Source organism: Budvicia aquatica DSM 5075 = ATCC 35567 (genome assembly GCF_000427805.1).
Classification (GTDB): Bacteria; Pseudomonadota; Gammaproteobacteria; order Enterobacterales; family Enterobacteriaceae; genus Budvicia; species Budvicia aquatica.
On sequence record NZ_ATYS01000017.1, the window covers coordinates 15201 to 42200 of the forward strand.

Consider the following 27000-nt stretch of genomic DNA (forward strand, 5'->3'; position numbering starts at 1 on the left):
GCACCGTATGCCTGTTTAATCAACATACGGTGCGATTTATATTATTTTTACCCATTAGGGCTTTCTTAATGAAAAAATGGATATTGGTACTAGTAGGTCTTTTGGCAGTTTCACCTGCAGTGTATGCAAAAATTGAAACTGTTGATGCTCAGGGATATGGCGAGACCTACGAAAAAGCGGTTGATGCTGCTTTGGCTGATGCCGTTCGTCAGGTTAACGGAATGACCGTAAGTACTCAGTCAGAACGCGCTGGTGATTATGTTCGGGTTAAAGACAAATCTGATGCCACAATTGAAGGAAAAGGCACCTACGTTCAAGATACTAAGAACAAAGATGACTCTTTTCTAGGCAACAAAGGTGTAGACAGTACGCTGACCGAGAATTTAGATGTGAATGTTGGTGGTAACGCTAACCGTGACTTAACCGTAAACACCGGTAAAAGTGCACAAATTAACACTCGCAGCTCCGGTACGGTAAAGGGTTATAAAGTTAAATCCCGTGACTGTGACCCAAAAGGATGTACCGTTCTCCTGAGCGTTGATATTGATAAAGTTGAGCGTAAAACCTCTCAGGCTAATTCTAAACGCGATCGCCTGGCGGTCATTACTACCGGTAACCGCAGTCGTTCAGCCTTTGCTAATCAGCTCCGCCAAGAAATCACTGACCGTATCGTTCAGTCGCAGCGTTTCACCGTATTAGACCGCAGCACAACCAACGATAAAGCCTTCGAACAGGAAGAAGCCTTCTTGGAAGGTCGCCTGAATAATTCGGTTGATATCAAGCAAGCTGCCCTTCCGGCTGATTACCTATTGGTTATCAACGTGACGGAAGCGGGTGTTAATACTAAGACTAAAGTGACCAGCGTTGACTTAACCGGTGAATTTGACGTAACCCGCACCAGCAAAACTAAAGTGACCGTGCGTTATTCCCTGCTTGAAGCGGCCACTCACGGCATTCAATGGTCTGACTCTAGTGTATTTGAGCAAGGTGGCCGTTATTTAGAAACCGCCCGCCAACAAATCAGCGACGTTATTGCCGATAAAATTGTCAACAAACTGACTCCGGCGAAAGTCGTCAGCGTTTCTAACGGTCAAGTCATTATTAACCGTGGTGAAGCAATGACCTACTTAGGCGACCGTTTTGATATTTATTCTCAAGGCGAGGAGCTGATAGACCCTGATACGGGTGAAACCTTAGGCGCAACAGAAGAAAAAGTAGCGACTATTGCTATCGATAGTGTTAAAGACAAAATCTCTTATGGCATTGTTGAAAGCGGAAAAATTGAGTCTATCGAAAAAGGCGCAATTGCCCGACTGGCTCCACCTCTGCCGGTAGAGAAAAAAGCGACCGATAAAAAGGTGACTAAGACCAAAACAACGCCAAAACCTAAAGCTGATGCACAGAAGCTGGGTGATTCTGGCGGCGTTTTCCTTAAATAGGTTAAGCTCGCTTATACACCATAAAAATAGCTAACCTCACGGTTGGCTATTTTTTTATCTGAAACTAGCGTGTTAAAAATACAGATTGTGAAAATAACACTAGGCCGCTATATCCCCCTGTCTAGATAACCTGAGGCATTAAGCCTTTAAATCAATAAGACTCCCGATATCGGCAATAAACTGTTAAACATATCTTACCTTATCAAATACACAGGCTTATAATCGTTGGTAACAGCCTCGTGACTGACTAAAGCGCCCACAAACTCGTTCGTCCCTGTTCAGGGAATCCGTTAATGGAGCAAGATATGTTTAATTTTGATTACTATAATCCAACCCGCATTATCTTTGGCAGCCATCGAATTAAAGATCTCGATGCACAAATTCCGGCCAATGCCCGAGTTCTTGTCACCTATGGCGGCGGAAGTGCTAAAAAGCACGGCACAATGGATGAAGTTATTCAGGCTTTAGGTTCACGTAAATATATCGAATTTGGCGGTATAGAGCCGAACCCTCACTATGACACCTTGATGAAGGCAGTCGAGATCGTTAAAACCGAGCAGATAGATTATCTGATTGCCGTTGGTGGCGGTTCCGTCATTGATGGTACGAAATTTATTGCTGCCGCGGTGTATTTCGAAGGCGACGCTTGGCAAGCTTGGATTGGCAGTACGCCAATTAAAAAAGCCTTACCGGTAGGTTGTGTACTGACCTTGCCAGCAACCGGTTCTGAAATGAACGGAACTTCGGTTATCTCTAATACCGCATTGAATGCCAAGCTCAGTAACAAGAACCCGCTGCTATTCCCTCAGTTTGCTATATTAGATCCAAGAAAGTCATATACTTTACCGCCACATCAAACGGCTAATGGCGTTGTCGATGCTTTTATCCATGTGGTAGAACAATATCTGACTTATCCGGTTTACGGTAAAGTTCAAGACCGATACGCCGAAGGCCTAATGCTCACATTGATCGAAGAAGGCCCTAAAGCGCTGGTAGAGCCTGAAAATTATGACGTCAGAGCAGCTATCATGTGGAGTGCCACTCAGGCCCTCAATGGCCTTATAGGCGTCGGTGTTCCGCAAGACTGGTCTTCTCATCGGATGGGATATTACTTCACTATTTACCATGGATTAGACCATGCCCAAACGTTGGCTATTATTCTGCCGGCAGTTCTTGAAATTCAAAAAGAGTCTAAGCGTCTGAAGCTTCTTCAATATGCAGAACGTGTCTGGGGCTTAACTGATGGTAGCGAAGAACAGCGAATTAACCATGCAATAAGCCTGACCAGAACGTTTTTTGAGGATATGGGTATTCCGACTTACCTCAGGGCATATGGTATTCCTGAATCATCTATTGATGAAGCCATTATCTATTTAGAGAAATTTAATTTGTTACCATTAGGTGAACATAAAGATATAGGTGTAATAGAAGTACGAAAAATTCTAAGTTTGAGTTACTAAAATCAGCCGACAGGACAGAATAACGTTATAAAGACTTGTTCATTTCCTGTCGGCATACTATGATAGTGTTATCACTCGGCTATGCTACTGCTCACAACCCTGTGTTATATAATCTCCAGATATATTACCACCAGCTGTAACATTTAATTAATGATGTACATGGCCGATCTGGATTCACCTTCCAATTAAATCTATTAAAGTAAAAAATAATGAGCGATATTGATTATTTAATGATGTTCCGCAAATGTTCAAATCATGACAGTTTAGAGCGCCTATATGACAAACTAAACTATTCTTTAGTTGATAATAATATTCTTGCCAATATGTATCGTGCTGCCGACCATCGGCGTGCAGAGCTAGTCGCAGGTAAACTGTTCGACTTAGGTAAAGTTCCTAAATCTCTTTGGTCTCAGGTTAAATAGTTCTATATTTACAACTAAAGCTAATGATAAACACATTGTGTTTACCCTTTGTTTTTAGATAGTTATATAAAACCTGATGCTAAACTGTAAACATTAGACACACTGTCATGTGGTTTTTTACTAATTTGCCCTGCTGTTTGTTTTTTATGCCATTTACTTCATATGTATCATCGTTATTTAGATATGACTCTCATGTAATAATAGCTATCTCTTAAGGTAGCTATTAGCATTGAGAAACAAATAAAATATTTCTTAATATACCCACTTTGATTTTACGTATATTTAATACGGGGTATAAAATTAATCTAAAATTGCACCAAATCAAAGAATAAGGGACTTAATCTGATAAGCACATCAAACGGTCCAACCAAATAAATTAACAATTAAAACCAATAAAAAATGAGCTAATAAAGTTTTTAAGCGCAGTATATAGTCAATAATATGAAACAAACTATTCATATATAGTTTGTTTCCACTTGCGTTTTGTCCAGCTAACACTAACACGCTCTGTTTATCATATATAAACAATGCCGGTTCCGGTTCAGCCCCGAATCCTTGAGTCTGATTATGACAAAATGTTAATAATTATTTATTTCCATATTTTTCAATAAGTAATCTAATATCATTTAATACCGCAAGGTCCAATTTCTTCAATCTGATTAAAACACAAAAACCTAACCACCTTGTTAACCCTTAAAATCTTTAATATTCATCAATATGATGGCTGCTGTCGCAAATTTTATAGATTCAGTGATATTACTCAGCTAGACGCTGCCAGCAGGAACATCTGAGCAGTTGGCTGGTTAAAAATCGACTCTGATGGCTAGATAAACAAACACGCCCCTACTCTTAACTAAGATCGCCCCAACAGAGCAGACAAGTAACCCCAAACGCAGGTTAACAACACACCAATTTGCTCAGTTGGTGAACACTCAGGTTAAAGATAACAATTTAGCGTTGACAGTCTATGAGTAGCTAGATATGATTCGCCCCGTTCAAACGATTCCTCTGTAGTTCAGTCGGTAGAACGGCGGACTGTTAATCCGTATGTCACTGGTTCGAGTCCAGTCAGAGGAGCCATATATAGTTTTATGACGTTTAGATGAGTCTAAGCAAGTCATAAAATAGAGTTAAAAAAACCAGAGAATAAACCCTCTGGTTTTTTTACGTCTGCAGCATTTGCCAACTCACTTATATAAGCTTAATTCATCGATATTGATATACAGCCCGATTCAGAGGGTTGGCTTATCGATACCCTAATCTGGGCTAGGCACAAAACCTATACTGACTCAGAGCATCAATATATTGGCATATCCCATTCTTCTAACGGAATCGGGCGCCCAAAGTAATAACCCTGTGCCCTCAGGCAGCCCAACTTAAACAGTTTCTGCGCCATTTCTTGTGTTTCGATACCTTCGGCTATCAATGGTACCGATAAGCCGTCAGCTAACCGGATAACGGCTGAAATGATAGCTTCACTCTTAGCGCTATTCAGCACGCTGCTGACAAAATCACGGTCGATCTTCAAACAGTCGAAATTCAGGTTATGCAGGTATGAAAGGCTCGAAAAACCAGAACCAAAATCATCAATTGCAATCGAGATACCGAAAGCGCGAATCCGCGTTAATTGATCCTTAATCACTGGATTGCTTTCCATAATCAGCGATTCGGTAATTTCTAAGGTGAGGTTTTTAGGCGATAGATTAAACTCATCCAAAACAGTCGTAATATAGCCATAGAAGTCAGGCTGCATCAGTTGCCGCACGGATACGTTGATGTGAAGTTCAAAGTCCGCCGGCCAGCCGGCTTTTATTTTTTCTGACAGTTGACGACACGACTCATGCAAAACCCACCGCCCAATCGATAAAATCAAACCGGACTCCTCAGCCAGCGGGATAAATATATAAGGGGCCACCATGCCATATACTTTGCTGTTCCAACGTATCAACGCTTCAGCCCCAATCACTGAGCTATCTTCAAGTTTGACTATCGGTTGAAAATAGACCAGAAACTCATTGTTGGTCATCGCCTGGTTTAAATTAGTCAGCATACGGGTGTTATTCACGGCTATAGTCATCATATCCGGGTGATAGACTTCATAGGCACCGCTGCCTTTTTTTCTCGCCGCAGCCAGTGCAACAGAGGCATTACGCAGATTATCATTCAGCGCTTTATCATCGAACTCACCGTTAACAAAACCAATATTCCCAACAAATAGCAAATGCTCGCCTTCATCACTACTTAAGCTAGAAAAGATATCGATATATTTCTTAATTTCTAGCGAACAAATCTTATGCTCAAAGCTATAGGGATAACAAATCGCAAACTCAGAATCATTGATTCGGGCAAGAAGCGCATTGACGGGTACCGTTTCCAAAAGGCGTTTAACAAACTCACGCAGGAGTGATTCCCCTTGTTTATATCCAAGAGTGTTATTGATTTCATTTACGTTATCTAAGCTTATCAATATCAATCCTTTCCAGAGATTCTGTTCTTCCTGAGTTGCTAATTCACGCATTCTTTCCATTAAGCCTTCTTTACTCAATAACCCGGTTATTGAGTCGTAGTAGACCTGACGTTTTAAACTGGAGAAGGCCTTAGAAAGGGTTAAGGACATATCATTGAAGGCATCATTTAGCAGTTTGATCTCCTTAAGTTCAAACCGGGTCTCTTTTGCCGGTACCCACTTGAGCTTGGCAATAAGCCTCGCCTGTTTAGCAACCTCTAAAATCGGGGCCGTTATTTTAGCTAACGTGATCCATGCCAGGGTGACGCCAATGATAAAAATAAGCACCACTGAAAAGATGGTAATTATCCGGTCTTTATTGAATATACCGACCAAATCATTTTGCGGGACAATAACGGCCATACGCCAGTTTTGCAGGCCAAGTTCTTCCCCCACGGGAACAACACGTACATAAAAAATTTCATCATCAACATCAAAGGTAATTTTAGTGATATTACGATCGGCCAGATAAGGGGCAATACTGCGTATAATTTTGCTGTCACTGTCTGCCGGAGACATTAATCGCGCATTTTCCAAACTGGCCAAACCCTGAGATGTCGCCAACACCTCTTTTTCTACCGTTGAATGGGAAATAATTTTATTATCGCCATTTACAATAAAAATAACCCCGTGACCTAAATTAGGTATCTCTCTGAGATAGTGATTGAATTTCTCCAGCTTAATGTCGCTGGAGACTACGCCAACGTAACGCTTATTCACATCATAAATCGGGCTATTGTATGAAATGCTAATCCCTTTGAGATCGTCTATATCTTGGTAGGCAACGCTCCAGGATGAGAGCTTATTTTTATCTGCGTCACGATACCAAGAGCGCATACGGGGGTCATAATGATGAATTGCATTACGTACCGGACTCTCCATTGATATTCCGGAATAAAAATTCAACACGCCGTCCGTTCTGGAATCTTTCAAAATAAGCATAAAGCTGTCTGCCTGAGCCCCTCTGCTTACACCGATATAATCCCCATTGGTCGAACCGAAAGCGACAAGGCTTAATTGAGGGGAATACGGAAATATTCGCCGCAATGTTCTTCTTAGCGGAGACTCAAACTCCTGCAGGTCTTCCAGATCGTCGGTTAAAATCTCGCGCATGGCCATTTCAACGGCGGCGTTAGACTGAACAGGGACTTTAAGAAAGTTAAATAAGTTATTCTGAACGGTTTCGATCTGGGCTGAGGTTATTTTTTCACCCAGTCCGTTAAATATCAGGTTTTCATTTCGCAGTTGTAAAAAGATGGCCGAACCAAACATGATGGTCAAAATAAAAACAAAAAGCGATGTCACTACCAGCTTTAAAGATACTGTATTTAGTACTCGCACATACCCACCATATCTAGTGAAAAAACAATCTATTATAGCTTAGTTTGAGCAAATCCTTCTGGCCTTGTTGCCCCGACAGTCCTGCGATACTAACTGCCCATGGCTCCCTGCTATTAAGTCTATATTACTTTCAGTCACAACCGGGCTGATTCAAGAAATATTCTTGAATTACTGACGTAAACACCCAACAGGTAATAATTATCTTACGGTACCCATCCCGCTAGTCATTTTTATTCGTAGTCACTAAATTTAAACAGAACCGCTATTAGAGGATTTGGCTTTTTTATCATTGGAATAAATCAATAGCAGACTCACTAAATGACTAAAATAGAAACACTCATCAGCTTAATTGCACGAAGTATAAGCAAACGAGCCGGATTCACTTTTAGAGCAGTTGACAGTACCACTGTTGGCGGATATGATTCGTTCCGTTCAAACGATTCCTCTGTAGTTCAGTCGGTAGAACGGCGGACTGTTAATCCGTATGTCACTGGTTCAAGTCCAGTCAGAGGAGCCATATTAGATTTCAAGAAGTTCAGATGAGTCTGAACAGCTCTTGAGATTAGACAGTTTAAAACCCCGGAATGGTGACATTCCGGGGTTTTTTAATATCTGGTCATTAGTATTGTGCTTCATCGGTAACCTTTCCCTCACTCCATTAGCCAGGCGGGCAATCACAGGTAATTCTCATTGAAAGAAAAAGCCCCGATAAACTGTCGGAGCCTTTAGGTTACTGCATTCTTAGAAATTAACATTAACCAATATTAATTTATTCAATCAACCCGGCTAACGTAAGTTTTAACCTTAATTTACTCAGAGTTTTTATTTTTAATACCCAGTCTCGTTACCCTGCCATGTTAATTAAAAATAAAATCAGCCAGCCAAAATTGATTTAATCGATAATGCTATTTTCATTAAATGTGAAAAGGAAAAAGGGAATAATTAATGGCCTCCCTCTTCTTTTGGTACGACTTCTTCTTTTGGTACAAATAGCACCTTAGCTAATAACATACATGTTACAACACAAATAATGATCGAGGCATATCCTCCACCAAAGGGTAACACGGTAAAAATACCTAATATACTTAATAACTTAACAATAAAAATAACCGGTAAAGCACTTAGCGATAATCTTAATGGACTATTTAATAACCTATCCATAAAGAGCGCGCCAAAAAGTGCTGGTAATAAAAACTGTAATGCATCCAGTATTGCTTGAGGAAGGTGCTCAATGATCACTTGCCCGGCAACGGCAAGAAATGTCATTAAAGTCAGACTGATAAATATAGAAACTGAAATCCCAATAGCGGTAATAATAGTGCCTTCCGGCGTTCCTAATTGATACCCTGCAGCGTTCAGAGCCTGAGTTGCAGCAGGAACCCGGACCTCTTTGGTATTCCCGGCCATATAGGATAAATAGAGCCCGGGAACCCCAAAGATAGATTGCAGTGACATTGGGTCGACAATATACCATGGCAATAAAATAGATAGCATCGAGACCATACCCGTAAAAATACTATCTGCCGTTGGCTGGGCATCAAAATAAAATAATAAAACTAACACAGGTAAATAGGCCACCAGTAATACTGAACGAGTGCACCATTTTCCGCGGCTAACAATATAAGGCATGTAGTCTTTTTCAAAAATATCACTTTTCGTTTTCATTATTATGGTCCATTTTTATTTAGCGATCACAGCCACAGTCATTCCGATGACCATACAAATGGTTAATCCCCATTCTTTTAACCATTGAATATTTGCTTTTCGATTATAAAGAGTAATACCAGCCATTGCGGACGCAGAGGAAATAATGGCTAGGGTATTGGCTCCTAAGGGATAACCAAAGTTCATGGTTAATGCACCAAAGCTACCAATCAATGCACCACTGCCAATGATTGGAATCAGGTGAACATTGCCTCCGGATATAACCTTATTCACTTTATCCATTCGATGAGCGAAGAATGAAACAAATAATAAGAATGGTAGCCCACATGTCGTCATTACAATGGCCGCCGCACAGAGATAGCTGGCATTAAGTTCACTTTTACCTAACGTTAATCCCATTCCATCAGCGGTAAAAGCGGCTTCCATAAGGGCATCGGCAACAGAGCCAATGAAATCAACCCTCATCCAGGCCATCGGGGCACCGACATACAACATCAGTGTCAGAATGCCTGACAACATCATAAAACAAGGGCCAATTGATGCAATTGATGCCCCCCGAATGGCACTGCTGACTTTAGCATCAGAAATGCCAATCTCTTTTGCCGTGCGTAAACTTTTTCTGAAAAATAGAAAAGCTTGAGCGAAAACAAAACAGAGTGCGGGAGCTGCTGCCATCCATAAAATCCAGCTATTGGCAATGTCGCTATACTGTTCTGTCATATCACTCCCCTTCTTCCATCTTGAAGCAGAAGGTGCATACATTATCGGTAAAGAAATGTTTTTGGTGGATGCATTTCAACTTCGGATTAAAGCCATATGCAATAGACGGATCAATCATTTCACAATAGAGCATGCCATATTTTTCCATGCCCAATTTCTGAAATTCACTGGCAAAAACACAGCGCGTAAAAAGCTGTTCTACATATCCATCACCATAACTATCAACGCTCTCAAATTCATCGCTACGGTCCATGTCATAGCTGACTAAATAATTGTCGCTGTCATTTTTTTGTCCGCGAGCATGGGCTCTTCTGGCAATATCTTTTCCTCGCTCCTCGCCAAATTTCCAGACACCTCGCTTAATAGCCTCTTCACCTTTTTCACCAAACTCATCAACAACCTCTTTGGCTAATGCAACAAACATTCTGGCAAACATTTGATACATAGATACAGGCTCTAAATCATCGGCGATTTTATTACTTTCTACTTTATGATCTTTCATGAGTTATTCCTTATTTAATGATTAACGTGTTTATAACGGTATATTTACGATACAAATAATTAGCTCTGGTCTAATGCAATCATGGTGTGAAATAACACCTCGGTTCCCTTTGCCATATTTTCCCAAGTAACATTTTCATCAGGATGATGAGTGATGCCCTTATAGCAGGGCACAAACAGCATGGCTGACGGGCAAACTCCCGCCATAATCATGGCGTCATGGCCCGCGCCACTATTCATGTGTCGATATGATAAATTGAGTTTTTCGCATGAATGAATAATCAGCTGTCTTAATGCTTCATTCATCACTACCGGAGATTTATAAGAAATATTGTTAATATCAAATGCAGTATTACATTCTTGTTGAATTAATAACGCTTGCTGATGAATATACCTGTCAATATCTTCAAGAATTTTTGCATCGCCAGAGCGGATATCTAAGGTAAATTGGCATTGATTTGGAATACAGTTAGCGGAATTAGGCTGCAGTGAAAATTTTCCTACCGTTAACGTTGCACTATCAGCGTATTGACGAAGAATAAAACGATTAAGCTCAGTGACGAATAAACAGCCGGCCACCCCCGCATCTTGCCGCAAGGTCATGGGTACCGTTCCGGCATGGCCAGCAAATCCGGTAATTGTAATTACCATTTGCTGTATAGCGACGATACTATCGACAATACCAATATCAATATTGGTTGCTTCTAATACCGGCCCTTGTTCATCGTGCAGCTCTAAAAAAGCTTTGATCGACTCCGGAGCGCGGAAAGCGGGTTGAACAACCCGATGACCTAAATAGTCTGTGAGCACTTCGCGTAGGCTATTTCCCCGATCGTTATACAGCCGATCTTTATCCTGCTCGGAAAACTCTCCGGAAATAAACCGGCTGCCTAACAACACCGTCCCAAAATGAGTGCCTTCTTCTTCAACCGTTGCCAATACTTCAACGCTATGGCTTAACTGAATATTGTTTTCTTTTAGTATTCTAACGGCTTCTAGCGCACACACTACGCCGGCAATACCATCAAATGCGCCTGAGTTTCTGACTGTATCGAGATGAGAGCCACTGACAATGCTCGGTAATGCCGGATCTTTTCCTAGCAAGATCCCATACACATTGCCCACATCATCTTCTTTAATAATCAGCCCGATTTCCTGCATCTGTTGCTTAAGATATTCCACACCCTGTCGGTATGTAGCAGTAAGCCCAATTCGGGTCACGCCACCATTACAGGGCTCTGAAATATGACGCAGTGTCTCAATATCTTTTTTTAAACGTGATTGATTCGCCATAACGCCGCCTACTCCCCTAACATAATGTTTAATATTTCTTGATCCGTTTGCCTCATTCCCTGGCTGGCTAGCCTTCCGACGGCCTTTATCGTGTGGTCTACCGAAGATTTAACGATGCCGTCACCGGGTTGTAATACGTCATTTTTCATTGCAATCTCATGACACATAACGGCAGTTTCAACACAGGTAGCAATTTTGGCTGCACACGAAGCCTTTGCACCGTCACAAATCATGCCGGATAGCGTCCCGAGTGTATTAATGACTGAGTATTCAATTTGCTCATCAGTGCCCTTTCTCAATAAAGTAATCCCTGCGGCACTACCGCTGGCAGCACAAACGACGCCGCAATAAGCAGACAATTTTCCGATATAGGATTTTTCATACAGAGCAATAAGGTTGCTAAGGAGCAATGCCCGATAGCGCTCTTCTTGAGATGAATTAAGCTCTTGAGCATAAATGATAACGGGCAATGAAACGGTGAGCCCCTGATTACCACTCCCGGAATTAATCATAACCGGTAAATCACATCCGCCCATTCTGGCGTCAGATCCGGATGCAGCATATGCTTTAGCGCGATTCTTAGGACTATTATCAGATGTTAATAAAATGGTTTTACCCACATTGACACCATAGGGATTATTAAGGCCTTCTTGCGCTATTTGTAAGTTATATTGAATCTCTTGATCTAATAGATCGATAAGCGAGGTGTAGTCACTATATCGAGAGAAATGGATAATCTCCTGAAGAGTAATCCCATTTATCGAATGACTATCCTGTGGGTTGTTATCGATCTCATCTAATTGAGAACAGAGTTGTTCACCATTGCGGATAATGCTAACTACATTCGTGTGCCCATCTCGAATTTCAACGCTGACCGTATCATTCTTATATTTTCCAGTAATAATGATATGCAATGTGGCATGACTTTCAAGCAGCTCTATTGAGCAAGGAATCTGTGGAATTAAGCGCTGACATTGTTCAATTTGTTCTGGCGTTATATCAGACAAAACCTCTAGTTTTTTATCTGAACAGCCAAAATAAGCACCCAATAAACAGGCTACGGGAATGCCTTTCATTCCACCGGAATTAGGGACAATGACGCTTTTCACATTTTTAACCATATTTGCACTACATTGTGCAAGCAGCGATTCTGGTTTATGCGCTAAATATTTAGTCACTAACGAAGAGGCATAAGCGATAGAAATAGGTTCTGTACAACCCAATGCCAATACCATTTCATCACGTAATAATTTAATTAACTTCAATTCAATACTCATATATATCCTTAATTCATGTGTTATAAGATATATAGAGCAAGGAGCATGCCAACCTCATTTAAAATAAAAGCCAATATCATTAATTCATTAAAAATCAATAAATAGCTTCGACCCCTAATTAATTATATGTGAGTAGAGTCACAAAAAATAACAAAATGAGTTGGCGTAGATTTATACAAATTTTTATTATTGTTAGGAATATATTTGGCTTTAAGCCTGATTACCAACCTAACATATTGATTTTATTTAATTAACTAAATATGGTAAAAATTCTTAAAAATAAGAATGAGCATAAGCAACAGCCAGTGAGTAATTTCGCTTGGTTTAAACATCCCGTAATTTTTTTCTGAACTCCGCAGGGGACACCCTCATTAATTTACGAAAGATAGAAATTAACGCTGATGCGCTGTTATAACCTAGCTCAAATGCAATTGACTCAATGGTATAATCCGTTTCGCCCAACAGAGATAATGCCTTGATGACTCGTAACCGCTGGCGCCATTCTCCTAATGTAATACCTAGCTCTTGTTTACTTCTGCGCATTAACGTTCTTTCTGTTGTATTAAATTGGCGAGCTAGCTGCGAAAGAGACAGGCAAGAGTGAGGGTTATCATCCAGAAATTGCAGAATAGGCTTAAGAATGCGATCGTTTGAAGTCGGTAAATAACTGTCCACTTTAGGCATTTCACACAGTTGATCGACTAAAACTTGGAGTAAACGCTTCTCTTTATCCGTTTCAGGAAAAATAATTTCATTGTTCTGTAAAGTCCATAAGATACTTCTAATTAATGGATTTAGGAGCAATATCGTTGGTTGCTTAGGCAGAGACTCACAATATTCAGATAAGATATACAAAGAACAATGTACGACTTCACAATTATTAAATGCAATATGTTCAACCCTTGGTGGTAGCCATAAACCATACTGAGGTGGGACAAGAAAATGTTTATCATCTATATGAATTTTCATTACCCCTCGATAGCAAAAGTTAAACTCTCCGCAACCATGTTGGTGCTTAGGATAAATACCATTCTTAGGCATAAAAACTATGCGAGGAAATATCGGTGATGGCAGCTCATCGCCATATGCCGGTAAAATTATTTGGCTCATATCATTTACCCCACAAACAAATTGCTTACCTATTATTCACAATGGCTGTTTAGCGATACATTATGGCTGAATCTCTCTATATGTATAAGCCAATAAAATGGCACAATCATTTTATATCTAGTTTAAATCAATTTTTGTAACAAAAAAGACCCATTAATAGAACTTATCATAATTTGATTATAAATGGTGTAGATTATGACTATGTCCCTTAAGAACATTGAAAATTTTATTCAATCTTATATTAATACGATTGCGATAGTATTAAAGCTTGATATAACCGTCGTGGATAATAATTTAGTCAGGATAGCAGGGACAAACCGTTATTCTACTGAGATCGGAAATACGATTCATAAAACGAAATTCTATCAAGACGTGTTTAGCTCAGGATTACCTAATATCATGTGTAAGAAAACGAGATTTTCCGCTTGTTATTCCTGTGCTAGGTATCGAAGTTGCTCTGAGTTGGCTGATATAGCCTATCCAATAAAATACAACAATGACATTATTGGCGTTATCAGCCTGATTGCATTTACCGAAGAATCTAAAGAAACGCTGATCAATAATGATAAAAGCTATATAGATTTTTTAAAATGCATTAGTACCTTGTTAGCAAGCCAGCTATTAGTTTCAATTGTTAAAATTCCATTAAAGTCTAATCTCAGCCAAATACAGAATAAATCTAAAGTTGAATTTATTAGCGCTGATTCCCGAGTTAAAAAACTGCTTGAGACCGCAAAACAAACGGCAAACTCGGATTCAACCACTCTTATCACGGGAGAGAGCGGAACAGGTAAAGATGTATTAGCCAAAATTATTCATCAATCAAGTAACCGGTCCGCGCATCCGCTCATATCAGTTAACTGTGGTGCAATACCGGAAAATTTAATTGAAAGTGAGTTGTTTGGCTATGAACGAGGCGCTTTTACCGGCGCCAACAGAGAGGGAAGCATAGGCAAATTCGAGTTAGCCAATAATGGTATTTTGTTTCTTGATGAAGTGGGAGAGATGCCACTTACCGCTCAAACAAGGCTACTACGCGTGTTGCAAGAAAAGACAATCCAACGTATTGGCGGGAAAGATGATATTGCTATTAATGTAAAAATTATCTGTGCAACAAATCAGAATTTACAGCATTTGATTCAAGAGAAAAAATTTCGGGAAGATCTCTATTACCGGATTCATGTTATTCCGCTTCATATTCCGCCGTTAAGGGAAAGAAAAAACGATATACAGCTGCTTTCAGAGCACTTTCTAAACCACTTTAACCATAAATTTAGTAAAGAAATCATCATCAATAATAATGTTCTTGATATATTAAAAACCTACTTATGGCCGGGAAATGTCAGAGAACTAAAAAATTTCTTTGAATACTTAACCAATATCAAAATGAGCGGAGAGATCGACGAAAGTGATATCCCGCCATCAATGCGTCATATACCAGAGATGAAAACAGAATCTTCCCGGTCGCTAAAATCAATGCTCAAAATACAAGAAAGCCAGCTGTTACACTCACTAATCTCCACGACGTACAGTGCAAATGGAAAAAAGCAGTTGGCTAATCAACTCGGTATATCAGTCTCATCCCTGTATCGGAAAATAGCTGAATATAAACTGCAGCAAAGAGGCTAATGGAGGTGCCTTACCCGACAAGCCAGTGAACGAAAAAAGCCCCGACGAATTGTCAGGGCTTTTAGGTTACTGCATACTTAGAATTTAACATTAATTACTTCAATAAGTTATAACTGATACTGCTACTAGATGTACACGTTCATAAGAGAAAAATTAAGTATTTGTAGCGAACAATTCCTCCGATTTATTAACTTAAAACACATAATTCCCTAAACATTCATATTAGCTCATCGATTGTCTGACTCACTAACTTAGTACACCACCCTCGCGATATGTATTTACTACATGGCCTTACATTCGTCGCGATATTCTAAATCAATGTAAAAATACCCATTAATCGCGAACATTGACTACAACTACAGGGCCTTTATCGCGCTAATTTTCTGTTCCTGCCGCGATGATACTCTTAACTTCGAGGCCTGACTCCCATCACGATATAACTGATTTAATATATCCCCCATCGTGACGATGTCCAATTAACATTGGTTAACTACGAGGCCTTTATCGCGTATATTTACTAAAACACAGACAACCTATAAATCGCCTGAAAGCCCGATTCCGTCTGCGTTAACAACCAATTTAACCATTTAAATTTAGTTGTCAATACTGTTTTTAAATACAGTGCATTTATAATTTTATAACCCCTAATTTATTAGTGACTAAGCGAGTTGAAAGTTGCTGATATCACACAATAAAAACCACAAAATATGATCGGGTACCGATATGCTGGGCCCCCATACTAAGTAAAAAGAGACCGTTATTGATAAATTTCGCCTCGCTCTTTCTGGTGAATCTCATGTAGTCGTCTACACTCAAAAAACGATTTTATTTACTCACCATTCAAATGTATTTAATGATTTGTGATCATAATCACCTAATGTAACTTTTATTTATTTTACGCTGTGAAATAAATAAGCCTGACTGAAAAATCGACAGTTTTAGACCAGCTTTACATACACCGTTCTCACTTAAAACATACATGCTCCGGAGCGTTTTTCATGTTCAAAGATCTCTTTGCTAACCTGCAAAAAGTCGGTAAGGCGCTGATGCTGCCCGTTTCCGTCTTACCTATTGCAGGTATATTACTCGGTGTTGGTGCAGCGCACTTTAGCTGGTTACCCACAATTGTCTCTGACGTGATGGAGAAGTCAGGAAGTTCGATATTCGATCAAATGCCGTTACTGTTTGCCGTTGGTGTTGCTTTAGGCTTTACCAATAACGATGGCGTTGCAGGTCTGGCCGCCATCGTCGGCTATGGAATTATGGCGGCAACATTAGGCGTTATGGCCGGCGTTTTGGGCGTTGCTAAGATCGACACCGGTGTTCTGGGCGGTATTTTAGTCGGTGGCCTGGCGGGTTATCTGTTTAACCGCTTCTATCGTATTAAACTCCCCGATTATTTAGGCTTCTTTGCCGGAAAGCGTTTTGTCCCTATTATCACGGGATTTATCTGTATCGCTTTAGGTGTTGCCCTTTCCTTTATTTGGCCGCCAATCGGCAAAGCTATTGGTGCATTTTCACAGTGGGCGGCTTACCAGAACCCGGCTATGGCCTTCGGTATCTATGGCGTAGTGGAACGTTCATTAATTCCTTTCGGTTTGCACCATATCTGGAACGTTCCGTTCTTCTATGAAGCCGGCCAAGCCTGCGTTATTGACAATAAAGTTGTTGCTACCATTATCAGCGAAAATATCTGTAAAGCAGAGAATGGTCGCTGGATTACCGGTGAGATCCAACGTTATCTTCAGGGCGATCCTACCGCCGGAAATATGGCTGGCGGTTACTTATTTAAGATGTGGGGACTACCAGCAGCCGCTATTGCTATGTGGCACACAGCTAAGCCAGAAAACCGGGCAAAAGTTGGCGGTATTATGATTTCGGCGGCTCTGACATCATTCTTAACCGGTATCACCGAACCTATTGAATTCGCCTTTATGTTCGTAGCGCCAGTGCTGTACGTTATCCATGCGCTTTTGGCCGGCTCAGCCTATGTAATTGCCATCCTGCTGGGGATGAAGCACGGAATGACCTTCTCACACGGTGCCATTGACTTCTCGCTGTTTTATCACTTATCGACAAACGGCTGGCTATTCTTTATTGTCGGCCCGATTTACGCCCTGCTCTACTACACAATATTCCGGGTGGCTATTATCAAACTGAACCTGAAAACCCCGGGACGTGAAGATGATACTCCGAAAGACGCCGTTAAAGCGGCAACCGGCACCAATATGGCTGCTGACCTGGTTGCTGCATTTGGTGGAAAAGAAAATATCACTAACTTAGATGCCTGTATTACTCGATTAAGAGTCGGTGTTGCCGATGTTTCTCAGGTAGATCAAGAGAAGCTAAAGCGTCTTGGCGCGGCAGGCGTTGTTGTGGCAGGCTCTGGCATTCAGGCTATTTTCGGGACCAAGTCAGATAACCTCAAGAGCGATATGGATGAGTATATTCGTAATAACTAGCTATTCTGTGGGTCTCTAATGAGTAAAATGCCGTGACATCAACCACGGCATTTTTATTTCTATTAGTCATTGGCAACAATCTCAAATGTAAAAAGCCCCGTAAATACGGGGCCTTTGGTATTGAGTTACGGCTGAAAATATTACTTAACGTCGGCTTTAGCCTTCATGCTTTGAGAGATATCACGACGCTCTTTTGACAGCTCAGCATTCTTGATGATGTATTCATCAACACGCTCTTCATAGTCACTCTTCATATTAGCGATGATAGCCTGAACGTCTTCAATGCTCATGCCCTGCTTGATATAGTCACTCAGATTTTCCAGTAACAGCACTCGCTTCTGGTTGTCACGAATTTTCTTTTCGTTATCCACAATATCACGCTTCAGTTTGTTTTTACGGCGGGACAAACGCACATATTCCAGCACGTTTTGAAATGAAGGTTTGTTCACGTTTTCCATCATAGTACCCTTACTTAAGAAATAAGAAATCTTGGCTGACTAAATCAAAATAGCTCTTTGGAATAGTACGTAACTAAAACCTTAACTGCTACTTAAATGATACTTTTCTATCACATTGTTATTCGGAGGCATAACCGTTTACGTTATTGCTCTGCCAGTTCCAAGTATCTTGCATCATAGCAGTTAAATCACGCGTCGCTTTCCACCCTAGCTTTTTCTCAGCTAAAGAAGGGTCTGACCAGCACTCTGCAATGTCACCTTCTCTACGGGGAGCAATACGGTAAGGAATAGCTTTTCCTGAAACCTTTTCAAAGGACTTAATCATCTCCAATACGGAATATCCGATACCTGTCCCTAAGTTATAAGCACTAAATCCCTGATGGTTTTTCAGAGCATCTAGAGCATTTAAATGGCCCTGAGCTAAATCCATCACATGGATATAATCTCGAACGCCGGTACCATCTTTGGTCGGGTAATCATCACCAAAAATAGCGAGTTCAGTCAGTTTCCCTACCGCTACCTGAGAGATATAAGGCAGTAAGTTATTGGGAATGCCGTTAGGATCTTCGCCGATTAACCCTGATTCATGCGCACCTACCGGGTTAAAATAACGCAGCGTAATAACAGTATAGTCAGGCTCAGCCCGAACAAAATCTTGCAAAATCTGCTCAACCATCAGTTTCGATGTGCCGTAAGGATTTGTGGTACCACCAACCGGAGCATTTTCAGTAATAGGTACAACGTCGACCATCCCGTAGACCGTGGCCGAAGAGCTGAAAATAATATTTTTAACGCCGGCATGACGCATCTCTTCCAGCAGAACTAAAGAACCGGTTACGTTATTTTGATAATAAGAAAGCGGTTTTACTACCGACTCACCCACCGCTTTAAGCCCGGCAAAGTGAATAACGCTATCAATAGTATGTTGCGCAAAAATCTGTTGTAAGCAGCTTCGATCAAGAATATCACCTTGGTAGAAAACAACTTTCTTACCCGCCAGGGTTTCAACCCGTTTCAACGCAACCAGCGACGAGTTAGATAAGTTATCTAATACAATAACCTCATCGCCACGTTTGAGTAGAGCTAAAACGGTATGAGAACCGATATACCCGACGCCACCGGTAACTAAAATAGCCATAACGCTCTATTCCTTCCGTTCATTATTGACAAAAAATCCGGGAATCCCCGGATTTTTGCAGATCGCTTAAAGCTATTATTCCATCCATTCGGTATGGAATACACCGTCTTTATCAGTACGCTTATAGGTATGCGCACCAAAATAGTCACGCTGCGCCTGAATCAGGTTAGCCGGTAAAACGGCGGCACGGTAGCTGTCGTAATACGCAATAGCTGCAGACAAGGTCGGAGTCGGAATACCGTGTTGAACCGCATAAGAAATAACGTCACGCAGTGACTGTTGATATTCGTCAGCCGTTTTCTTGAAGTAGCTGGCCAGCAACAGGTTAGCAATATCACCATTTTCAGCATAAGCATCGGTGATTTTTTGCAGGAACTGAGCACGAATAATACAGCCGGCACGGAAGATTTTAGCAATCTCGCCGTAGTTTAAGTCCCAGTTAAACTCATCGGATGCGGCTTTTAATTGCGCAAAGCCCTGAGCATAAGAGACAATTTTACCTAAATACAGCGCGCGACGAACCTTCTCAACAAATTCAGCTTTATCACCGGTGAATGGCTGAGTTTTAGGCCCTGATAGCACCTTAGATGCTGCAACTCGCTCAGTTTTCAGCGCAGATAAGTAACGGGCAAACACTGATTCAGTAATCAGAGATAAAGGCACGCCAAGATCTAAAGAGCTTTGGCTGGTCCATTTACCGGTACCTTTTTGTGCTGCTTCATCCAGAATGACATCAACCAGATAATGGCCATTCTCATCTTTCTTACGGAAGATATCCGCGGTAATTTCGACTAAATAGCTATCCAGCTCGCCTTTATTCCAGTCGGTAAAGGTTTCAGCCAGTTCAGGATTAGACAGACCGACTGATTTCAGTAATGAATAAGCCTCTGCAATTAGCTGCATATCACCGTATTCAATACCGTTGTGTACCATTTTAACGTAGTGGCCTGCACCATCAGCACCAATATAGGTAATGCACGGTTCATCGCCTACTCTGGCTGCGATTTTCTCTAAAATTGGCGCAACCAGTTCATAGGCTTCTCTCTGTCCGCCGGGCATGATTGAAGGCCCCTTTAATGCCCCCTCTTCACCACCTGAAACACCGGTACCGATAAAGTTGAAGCCCAGAGCTGACAGGTCTTTATTACGACGAATAGTGTCTTGGAAATAAGTATTACCGCCGTCAATGAGGATGTCACCTTTATCGAGATAAGGCTTCAGTGAATCAATGGTTTTATCCGTTGCTTCGCCGGCTTTAACCATTAATAGGATACGACGTGGTTTTTCTAACGAATTCACAAACTCTTCAATGCTATGGCAAGGAACCAATTTTTTACCCGGATTCTCTGCAATCACCTCATCGGTTTTATCGCTGGAGCGGTTAAAAATAGAAACGCTATAACCGCGGCTTTCAATATTCAGTGCCAAATTACGGCCCATGACCGCCATACCAACGACACCGATTTGCTGTTTAGACATAGAGACTCCTAGCTGATAGGTAACATTCACCCGATGGAAATACGACAAGTGAACAACTAATTTATAACAAATATAATAACGCACGAGGGTGGCAATTGGTACGACAGAAATTGCGATTACAGAAATTGCTATTATTGATGGTAAATAGTCCCAGATAAGTGCATTTTTGGCTTGGAATGGCCGAGATGACCATTTTAATAACGAGTTAAAACCCCGATAGATAAACTCCACTGGATAACTCACTAAATGAGTTAAGCCGTTATTCAATAAGTTAGTGGCGAAAAGATGACTTTATGCTCAATTAGCAACTTATTTTGTCTCTGCTATGTTTAAGGTTAATACAAATTATTGTCGTGACCGCATTTACACAATACAATTACCACGCAGCATGTGCTGCGTAACTTGAAGGTAACCACCTGACTTATGGAATGGATCGCAGATCCAACAATTTGGGCCGGCCTGGCGACACTGGTTGTGCTCGAAATCGTTCTCGGTATAGATAACCTTATTTTCATTGCTATTCTGGCAGATAAGTTACCCCGGGCTCAACGTGACAGGGCTCGTGTCGTAGGTTTAACCTTAGCATTAGCCATGCGTCTAGCTCTGCTAGCCAGCATTTCGTGGCTTTCAACTCTAACTGCTCCACTATTCAGCGTTTTTGACCACAGCTTCAGCGGCCGTGAACTGATCATGCTCGCCGGAGGGGTGTTCTTGTTATTCAAAGCCACCATGGAATTGAATGAGCAGTTAGAAGGAAAAGATCACGACCAGCAGTCCCAACAGAAAGGGGCGAAATTCTGGCCCGTTGTGGCGCAAATCGTGGTGCTGGATGCGGTATTCTCACTAGACTCAGTCATTACTGCGGTAGGTATGGTCGATCATCTTGCCGTTATGATGATTGCCGTCTGTATTGCGATGGGCCTGATGTTATTAGCCAGTAAGCCGCTAACGCGCTTTGTTAATGCTCATCCGACAATTGTAATTCTGTGTCTTAGCTTCTTACTGATGATCGGCTTTAGCCTCGTTGCTGACGGGCTTGGCTTCCATATTCCTAAAGGTTATCTGTACGCTGCTATTGGTTTCTCAATTCTTATTGAGGTGTTTAACCAACTATCGATATCCAATCGCCGTAAGTTTTTGTCATCTAATCGCCCGCTTCGCCAACGTACCGCCGAAGCCGTTTTGCGTATGTTAAGTGGCAAGCATGAAGAAGCTGAACTGGACGATTACACTGCTCACCTAGTCGCTGATAAACGGGGTGATGAACTGTTTAACCAACAGGAACGTCATATGATTGAACGCGTATTGGGATTAGCCCAGCGTTCGGTCGGCAGTATCATGACTTCTCGCCATGATATTGAGAACCTTGATTTAAGCGATACCGATGAAGATATCCGCGTTATTCTGCATAAAAACCAGCATACTCGCTTAGTGGTGACTGAAGACGGATCGGTTGATGAACCATTAGGCGTATTGCACGTTAATGACTTACTAAAACAACAGTTAGAACAAGCCGAGTTGGATATCCGTTCGCTGGTCAAACAGCCGCTGATTTTCCCTGAAACGGTGTCGCTGTTAATGGCTTTAGAACAGTTTCGACTGGCTAAAACTCACTTTGCCTTTGTGGTGGATGAGTTTGGTTCGGTTGAGGGTATTGTCACGTTAACCGATGTGATGGAAACCATAGCGGGTAATCTACCGGTAGATGGTGAAAACATCGATGCTCGCCACGATATTATCCATGAGGAAGACGGTAGCTGGATTGCCAATGGCTATATGCCACTGGAAGATCTTATTATCTATGTACCCATTGAGATTGAAGAAAAGCGTGAGTATCACACGCTGGCAGGTCTGTTAATGGAGCATGCTCAACGTATTCCTGAAGCCGGTGAACAGCTTAAAATTGGTGACTGGTTATATGAACCCCTGGAAGTTAATAGCCACCGGTTATTAAAAATCAGAATCACCTCGCTGAAGCCAAAATCTGAAGACGAAGAAGAATAAGTTCTGACGTGCTTTAAAGCAGATAATGCAAAATAAGAAAGGAGCCTATGGCTCCTTTCTTACCGCTGCTCATTAGCTTATCAGAACAGTTTCTCTAATAGCTTCTGAGCATCTTTCGTTTCTTTCTTATCCTGATTCTTATTAATCCATTTATCAATCGCTTGTCCGACTTTACCTTTCAATTGATCGCGTAAAACTTGCTCAACATTAAGCTGATAATTTAGCTTACTCCACGGGCCGTATATCCGCAGAGGAATGGTGCTGTTTTGCAGTATTTGAATAATATCTGATTTGCCAGTCCAGCCCTGAGTCACTCTGATATTTAAATTCATATCACAAGATTTATTCGGCAGGTTCAATGTACCGGTACCAGCAACGGTTAGCAGTTCAGAAGCGCCATTAAGGCGAGTTATTTTCACCTGACCTTGATTGAGAACGGTATCAACCACCAACTCTTTAACTTCCGTATAGCGATCGTACTTTTCCTTGCCTTGCACGCTACTATTGCTGCGTGAGACGGCCTGCTGAATAAGCTGCTGAATATTCAAACCCTGTAAGCGTGCTCCGACAATATTGATATGAGCATTGCCCTGCCAGCCCTGTTTGATATCCAAAATATTATCGCCGCTGTTATTGAAGGTCCCTTGCATAGTCAACTGACCGGTTAAGGTTTCAGGATACGCCATGGCTTTTAACAGTTCGCCAAGAGCGATATTCTGTACTCTCGGCTTAAGCGTTACCAACGTTTTAGCTCCGGTACTATCAACCAGCCCGTCAATATTAATTGCGCCATTAGCCAGCTTAGCCTGCAAATCATCAATAGTCGCTTTACCCTGCTGGTTAATAACCTTTAATGCTAGTTGATGAACCGGAATACCTTTATAAATCAGGTTATCTATATCAACGGATACTGTTGCATCAAACTCTCTTAAGAAAGTCAGGTCTGGCTGTTCAGGAATACCATTGGCCGACGATAACACCGGAGAAGGAAGTTCTCTTTCTGCTTTACTGGCCGCACTGGTACCAGCATCAGAGGATAAAAATAGCCGATCAAGATTGATATTTTCAGACTTAATCGCCAAAGAATAATGGGGTACGTCACCGAATGAAGCTGAAATATCTGCCGTAATTTGATTTTCATTAAACGTAGCGGTAAATGGAAACAGGCGCACACTTTGTGGTGAGCTCTGATAATCCAGCTTAAATACGCTGTTTCCCTTAATCCCTTCTGCCGGAATACCTGCTCCGGCCAGTTGATAGTCTATGCCGGTAACATCAATATTCACCCCATGTGGAAACGCTTTTAAGTCCAGCGCGCCGTCAAGGGAAAAGCTCAGTTCTCGCTGATCGCGATTGATTCTGGCTTTAGCCGTTAAAGCTGCCTGACGAGCATCGGTTCGGGTCAGGGTTAAATTAATATCCCGAACGTTAATAATGTCATTATCCGTCCGTTGCCACACCAGCAGGCTATCTGTGATTTTTATTTTTTCCAGTTCCAGAGTCCAGACTGAAGCCGATGCCTGAACGACGGGCTTACTGTGACTCTGACTTTCACCCGGTGCAATAGGGGCACCTTGAGAACGTTTAGGTTGGGTATCGGGAACCAGTTGAATAACGCCCCCTTTCAACACTACATTCTTGACTGAAAGCTGATGCGAAAAAAGAGGAAGTAACTCAACGTCCAGTCGCATATTTTCAGCGCTAACGATCGGCATGGTTGCACCCGGCGCCGTCAGCGTCATCTGCCCGGCTAAAATGCTCAATTGAGGCCATGCATGCCAGCGTAAATCGCCGTCGATCTTTAACTGGTAGCCGGTTTTATCCTCGACCTTCTTCACCATATAGCCACGAAAATCATTCGGATTAACCAGCAGGATCAGCGCGGTCATCCCGGCGATAACAACAACCAGAAGAATTGCCAGTGCGGTTAAAAAGCGTCTCATGACATCACGTCCCCAGTGGTTAACAAACTTAATCTATCCATTCGATTTAATCTTTATCTATACGGCTAGCATCAGCACCCTGCTGGCCTTTATATTTAGCATCTTCACGTCGATTGTAAGGTCGAGCCGCCGGGCCGCTCAATGGTTCAAAACTCAATGCGCCAATTAGCATGCCCGGGCGCAGTGCCAGCGGTAGTTTACCGGAGTTATAAAACTCCAAAACAATTTTCCCCTGCCAGCCCGGATCGATACGGTGAGCCGTTACATGGACCATTAGACCAAGCCTTGCCAACGATGAACGCCCGTCAAGCCAGCCGATTAAATCGTCCGGAATGGAGACAGATTCAAGCGTAACGGCCAAAGCCAGTTCCCCGGGATGTAAAAAGAATGCTTCATCACCGGTCAGTATAATTTCATCGCTCATAACCCGTTCTAATGCTGCAGACACTTCTTCTTTCGGCCCGCTAAGGTCAATATAAGGTGCAGTATGACCAAGAAAAACGCGGAACTGATTACCTAACCGGACATCAACTGTCGCACCGCTTATACGTTCAATGGGTGGTCGAGGAGTGATCGCCAGCCTGCCACTATCAAGGTAAGCTTCAATGTCTCGATCGCATAATCTCATCCGGTACTTCTCCTGTGTTTATCTTGTTATAACGGTTTATGACCGCCAGACTTTAAGTTACAAACATGTTGGCTGCATTTATTTATCCAGTCTCTTACCTGAGTCCGACCGAACTCAAATAAAGAAAATCATCTATAAATACAAAAGTCTGATGCCAGTAGATTCATTTTATGTCGGCTACTTTATGGCTATACCACATGTACTACATACCAAGCACTAATAGTATAACTGTAGGAATCATAAGTTCTTTTATCTCAGCACGCATTCACAAAAAAACAAAAACGTTCAGAAGAAACTTCTGCTGAAAAATTAAAGCTAAGTATATGATTTTGTAAAGGCGTACGCCAGACTAAAACGCTGGCGTACCAGAGATAAGTCAGGTAATTGCTCACCTGAGCTATATATAGATTACAGTAGCGTTCTGATATTAATTTCTGACGGAATTGCACTACCCTGCCAATACAACTCGGCTGCCACTCGAGCCGCTAACTGGCGGTACATACCGCTGAATTCGCTATCAGGATTGGAAATTACCGTTGGTGCACCGCGATCTAAATCTTCACGAATGCTGATATGCAACGGAAGCTGCCCCAATAGCTGGCTGCCATGTTTTTCAATCAGTTTTGCTGCACCACCGGAACCAAAAATAGGCTCTTGATGCCCGCAGTTGCTGCATACATGCATACTCATATTTTCAATCACGCCTAATACCGGCACGTGAACTTTTTCAAACATGATCAAGCCTTTCATTGCATCAACTAAGGCAACATCCTGCGGAGTGGTCACAATAACAGCGCCGGTAACCGGGATGTTTTGTGACAATGTCAGTTGAATATCACCGGTTCCCGGTGGCATGTCGATAACCAGATAGTCCAGATCCGGCCACAGCGTATCTTGAAGCAATTGCAATAGTGCCTTACTGGCCATCGGACCGCGCCACACCATGGCATTGCCATCTTCAACTAAATATCCGATCGAATTAGTCGCTAACCCGTGAGCCATAATCGGAGCCATATGCTCGCCATCCGGTGATGTCGGACGCTCGGCTACGGTACCCAACATGGTCGGAATAGAAGGACCATAAATATCGGCGTCCAGAATACCAACCTTTGCGCCTTCGGCGGATAAAGCCAGCGCCAGATTAACCGCAGTACTGGATTTTCCTACTCCGCCTTTGCCTGAACTCACGGCAATAATATTTTTAACACCTTTAATTGCAGCCTGATCGTTAGCCCGCTTTAACGTAGCAATATTATGGATTAGCTTCCATACCACAGACTTAGCGCCGGTTGCTTTAATCAGTTGCTCATTTTTTTCTGCTTTTAGTGCTTCAAAACCGGTTTCCCACACAAACGGCATTTGCAACTCAATGTGTAAGACATCATCCAGAATAGTGCAATGATGCAGTGCACGAAGCTGGCCTAGATCTTTCTTTAGCGTTGGATGGGTAAAAGTGGCGAGTAGCTCCGCCACCTGATGGTTCAACGCTTCTGGTGTTACCGGCCCTTGGGATTGCTGGCTCATC

Annotated in this window: 19 protein-coding genes and 2 tRNA genes; 8 read left to right on the plus strand and 13 right to left on the minus strand. The window is 41.9% G+C overall.

The window, feature by feature from the left end; translation table 11 throughout:
- The first annotated feature begins 68 nt into the window (after positions 1 to 68).
- The 4 genes from YWE_RS0108220 to YWE_RS0108240 all read left to right on the plus strand — a co-directional run bounded on the left by YWE_RS0108220 (position 69) and on the right by YWE_RS0108240 (position 4401).
- Positions 69 to 1439, plus strand: coding sequence for an LPS assembly lipoprotein LptE (locus tag YWE_RS0108220; protein ID WP_029094088.1), 1371 nt, complete (start codon positions 69 to 71; stop codon positions 1437 to 1439).
- 305 nt (positions 1440 to 1744) lie between these two features.
- A complete protein-coding gene (locus tag YWE_RS0108225; RefSeq protein WP_029094089.1) occupies positions 1745 to 2899 on the plus strand; it encodes an iron-containing alcohol dehydrogenase in 1155 nt (384 codons plus the stop codon).
- Between the two features lie 209 nt (positions 2900 to 3108).
- The gene (ydgT, locus tag YWE_RS0108230) at positions 3109 to 3321 is read left to right on the plus strand and encodes a transcription modulator YdgT (RefSeq protein WP_029094090.1); all 213 of its coding nucleotides are present in this window, start codon (positions 3109 to 3111) and stop codon (positions 3319 to 3321) included.
- 1004 nt (positions 3322 to 4325) lie between these two features.
- Positions 4326 to 4401, plus strand: a tRNA-Asn gene (locus YWE_RS0108240).
- Positions 4402 to 4618: 217 nt separating this feature from the next.
- On the opposite strand, the gene YWE_RS0108245 is transcribed toward YWE_RS0108240, so the two are convergent.
- Positions 4619 to 7168 carry a bifunctional diguanylate cyclase/phosphodiesterase gene (locus tag YWE_RS0108245; protein ID WP_029094091.1) on the minus strand — a complete coding sequence of 850 codons (2550 nt, stop codon included), beginning with the start codon at positions 7166 to 7168 and terminating at the stop codon, positions 4619 to 4621.
- Between the two features lie 441 nt (positions 7169 to 7609).
- On the opposite strand from YWE_RS0108245, the gene YWE_RS0108250 reads away from it, so the two are divergent.
- Positions 7610 to 7685 (plus strand) — tRNA-Asn (locus YWE_RS0108250).
- A gap of 425 nt (positions 7686 to 8110) precedes the next feature.
- Here YWE_RS0108250 and YWE_RS0108255 read toward each other — a convergent pair.
- The 6 genes from YWE_RS0108255 to YWE_RS0108280 form a co-directional block, all read right to left on the minus strand.
- The gene (locus tag YWE_RS0108255) at positions 8111 to 8833 is read right to left on the minus strand and encodes a hypothetical protein (protein WP_029094092.1); all 723 of its coding nucleotides are present in this window, start codon (positions 8831 to 8833) and stop codon (positions 8111 to 8113) included.
- A gap of 15 nt (positions 8834 to 8848) precedes the next feature.
- On the minus strand, positions 8849 to 9553 hold the full coding sequence (locus YWE_RS0108260; RefSeq protein ID WP_029094093.1) for a DUF5058 family protein: 705 nt from the start codon (positions 9551 to 9553) through the stop codon (positions 8849 to 8851).
- A 1-nt stretch (position 9554) separates the two neighbouring features.
- Positions 9555 to 10055 carry an L-2-amino-thiazoline-4-carboxylic acid hydrolase gene (locus tag YWE_RS0108265; protein ID WP_029094094.1) on the minus strand — a complete coding sequence of 167 codons (501 nt, stop codon included), beginning with the start codon at positions 10053 to 10055 and terminating at the stop codon, positions 9555 to 9557.
- 59 nt (positions 10056 to 10114) lie between these two features.
- Complete coding sequence (locus tag YWE_RS0108270; protein WP_029094095.1) at positions 10115 to 11347, minus strand: Zn-dependent hydrolase; 1233 nt, start codon at positions 11345 to 11347, stop codon at positions 10115 to 10117.
- Between the two features lie 8 nt (positions 11348 to 11355).
- On the minus strand, positions 11356 to 12624 hold the full coding sequence (locus tag YWE_RS0108275) for an L-cysteine desulfidase family protein (protein ID WP_036015502.1): 1269 nt from the start codon (positions 12622 to 12624) through the stop codon (positions 11356 to 11358).
- Positions 12625 to 12948: 324 nt separating this feature from the next.
- Positions 12949 to 13734, minus strand: a complete 786-nt coding sequence (locus YWE_RS0108280; protein WP_029094097.1) for an AraC family transcriptional regulator — start codon at positions 13732 to 13734, stop codon at positions 12949 to 12951.
- Positions 13735 to 13929: 195 nt separating this feature from the next.
- On the opposite strand from YWE_RS0108280, the gene YWE_RS0108285 reads away from it, so the two are divergent.
- Together YWE_RS0108285 and ptsG are read left to right on the plus strand one after the other, a co-directional pair.
- Entirely contained in the window at positions 13930 to 15363 is a 1434-nt protein-coding gene (locus YWE_RS0108285; RefSeq protein ID WP_029094098.1) for a sigma-54 interaction domain-containing protein, read from the plus strand.
- A gap of 998 nt (positions 15364 to 16361) precedes the next feature.
- Positions 16362 to 17825, plus strand: a complete 1464-nt coding sequence (gene ptsG / locus YWE_RS0108290) for a PTS glucose transporter subunit IIBC (RefSeq protein WP_029094099.1) — start codon at positions 16362 to 16364, stop codon at positions 17823 to 17825.
- 140 nt (positions 17826 to 17965) lie between these two features.
- On the opposite strand, the gene tmaR is transcribed toward ptsG, so the two are convergent.
- The 3 genes from tmaR to gndA all read right to left on the minus strand — a co-directional run bounded on the left by tmaR (position 17966) and on the right by gndA (position 20900).
- Positions 17966 to 18283, minus strand: a complete 318-nt coding sequence (tmaR, locus tag YWE_RS0108295; protein ID WP_029094100.1) for a PTS system regulator TmaR — start codon at positions 18281 to 18283, stop codon at positions 17966 to 17968.
- 118 nt (positions 18284 to 18401) lie between these two features.
- Positions 18402 to 19421: a UDP-glucose 4-epimerase GalE gene (galE, locus tag YWE_RS0108300; RefSeq protein ID WP_029094101.1), complete on the minus strand. Its 1020-nt coding sequence runs from the start codon at positions 19419 to 19421 to the stop codon at positions 18402 to 18404.
- 75 nt (positions 19422 to 19496) lie between these two features.
- The gene (gndA, locus tag YWE_RS0108305) at positions 19497 to 20900 is read right to left on the minus strand and encodes an NADP-dependent phosphogluconate dehydrogenase (RefSeq protein ID WP_029094102.1); all 1404 of its coding nucleotides are present in this window, start codon (positions 20898 to 20900) and stop codon (positions 19497 to 19499) included.
- A 423-nt stretch (positions 20901 to 21323) separates the two neighbouring features.
- Here gndA and YWE_RS0108310 point away from each other — a divergent pair, with 423 nt between their 5' ends.
- Entirely contained in the window at positions 21324 to 22904 is a 1581-nt protein-coding gene (locus YWE_RS0108310) for a TerC family protein (RefSeq protein WP_029094103.1), read from the plus strand.
- Positions 22905 to 22984: 80 nt separating this feature from the next.
- Here the strand turns inward: YWE_RS0108310 and asmA are convergent, their stop codons facing one another.
- The 3 genes from asmA to apbC all read right to left on the minus strand — a co-directional run bounded on the left by asmA (position 22985) and on the right by apbC (position 26999).
- Positions 22985 to 24847, minus strand: coding sequence for an outer membrane assembly protein AsmA (gene asmA / locus YWE_RS0108315; protein WP_029094104.1), 1863 nt, complete (start codon positions 24845 to 24847; stop codon positions 22985 to 22987).
- 46 nt (positions 24848 to 24893) lie between these two features.
- Entirely contained in the window at positions 24894 to 25475 is a 582-nt protein-coding gene (gene dcd, locus YWE_RS0108320; protein ID WP_029094105.1) for a dCTP deaminase, read from the minus strand.
- Between the two features lie 408 nt (positions 25476 to 25883).
- Entirely contained in the window at positions 25884 to 26999 is a 1116-nt protein-coding gene (apbC, locus tag YWE_RS0108325) for an iron-sulfur cluster carrier protein ApbC (RefSeq protein ID WP_029094106.1), read from the minus strand.
- Between the last annotated feature and the right edge of the window lies 1 nt (position 27000).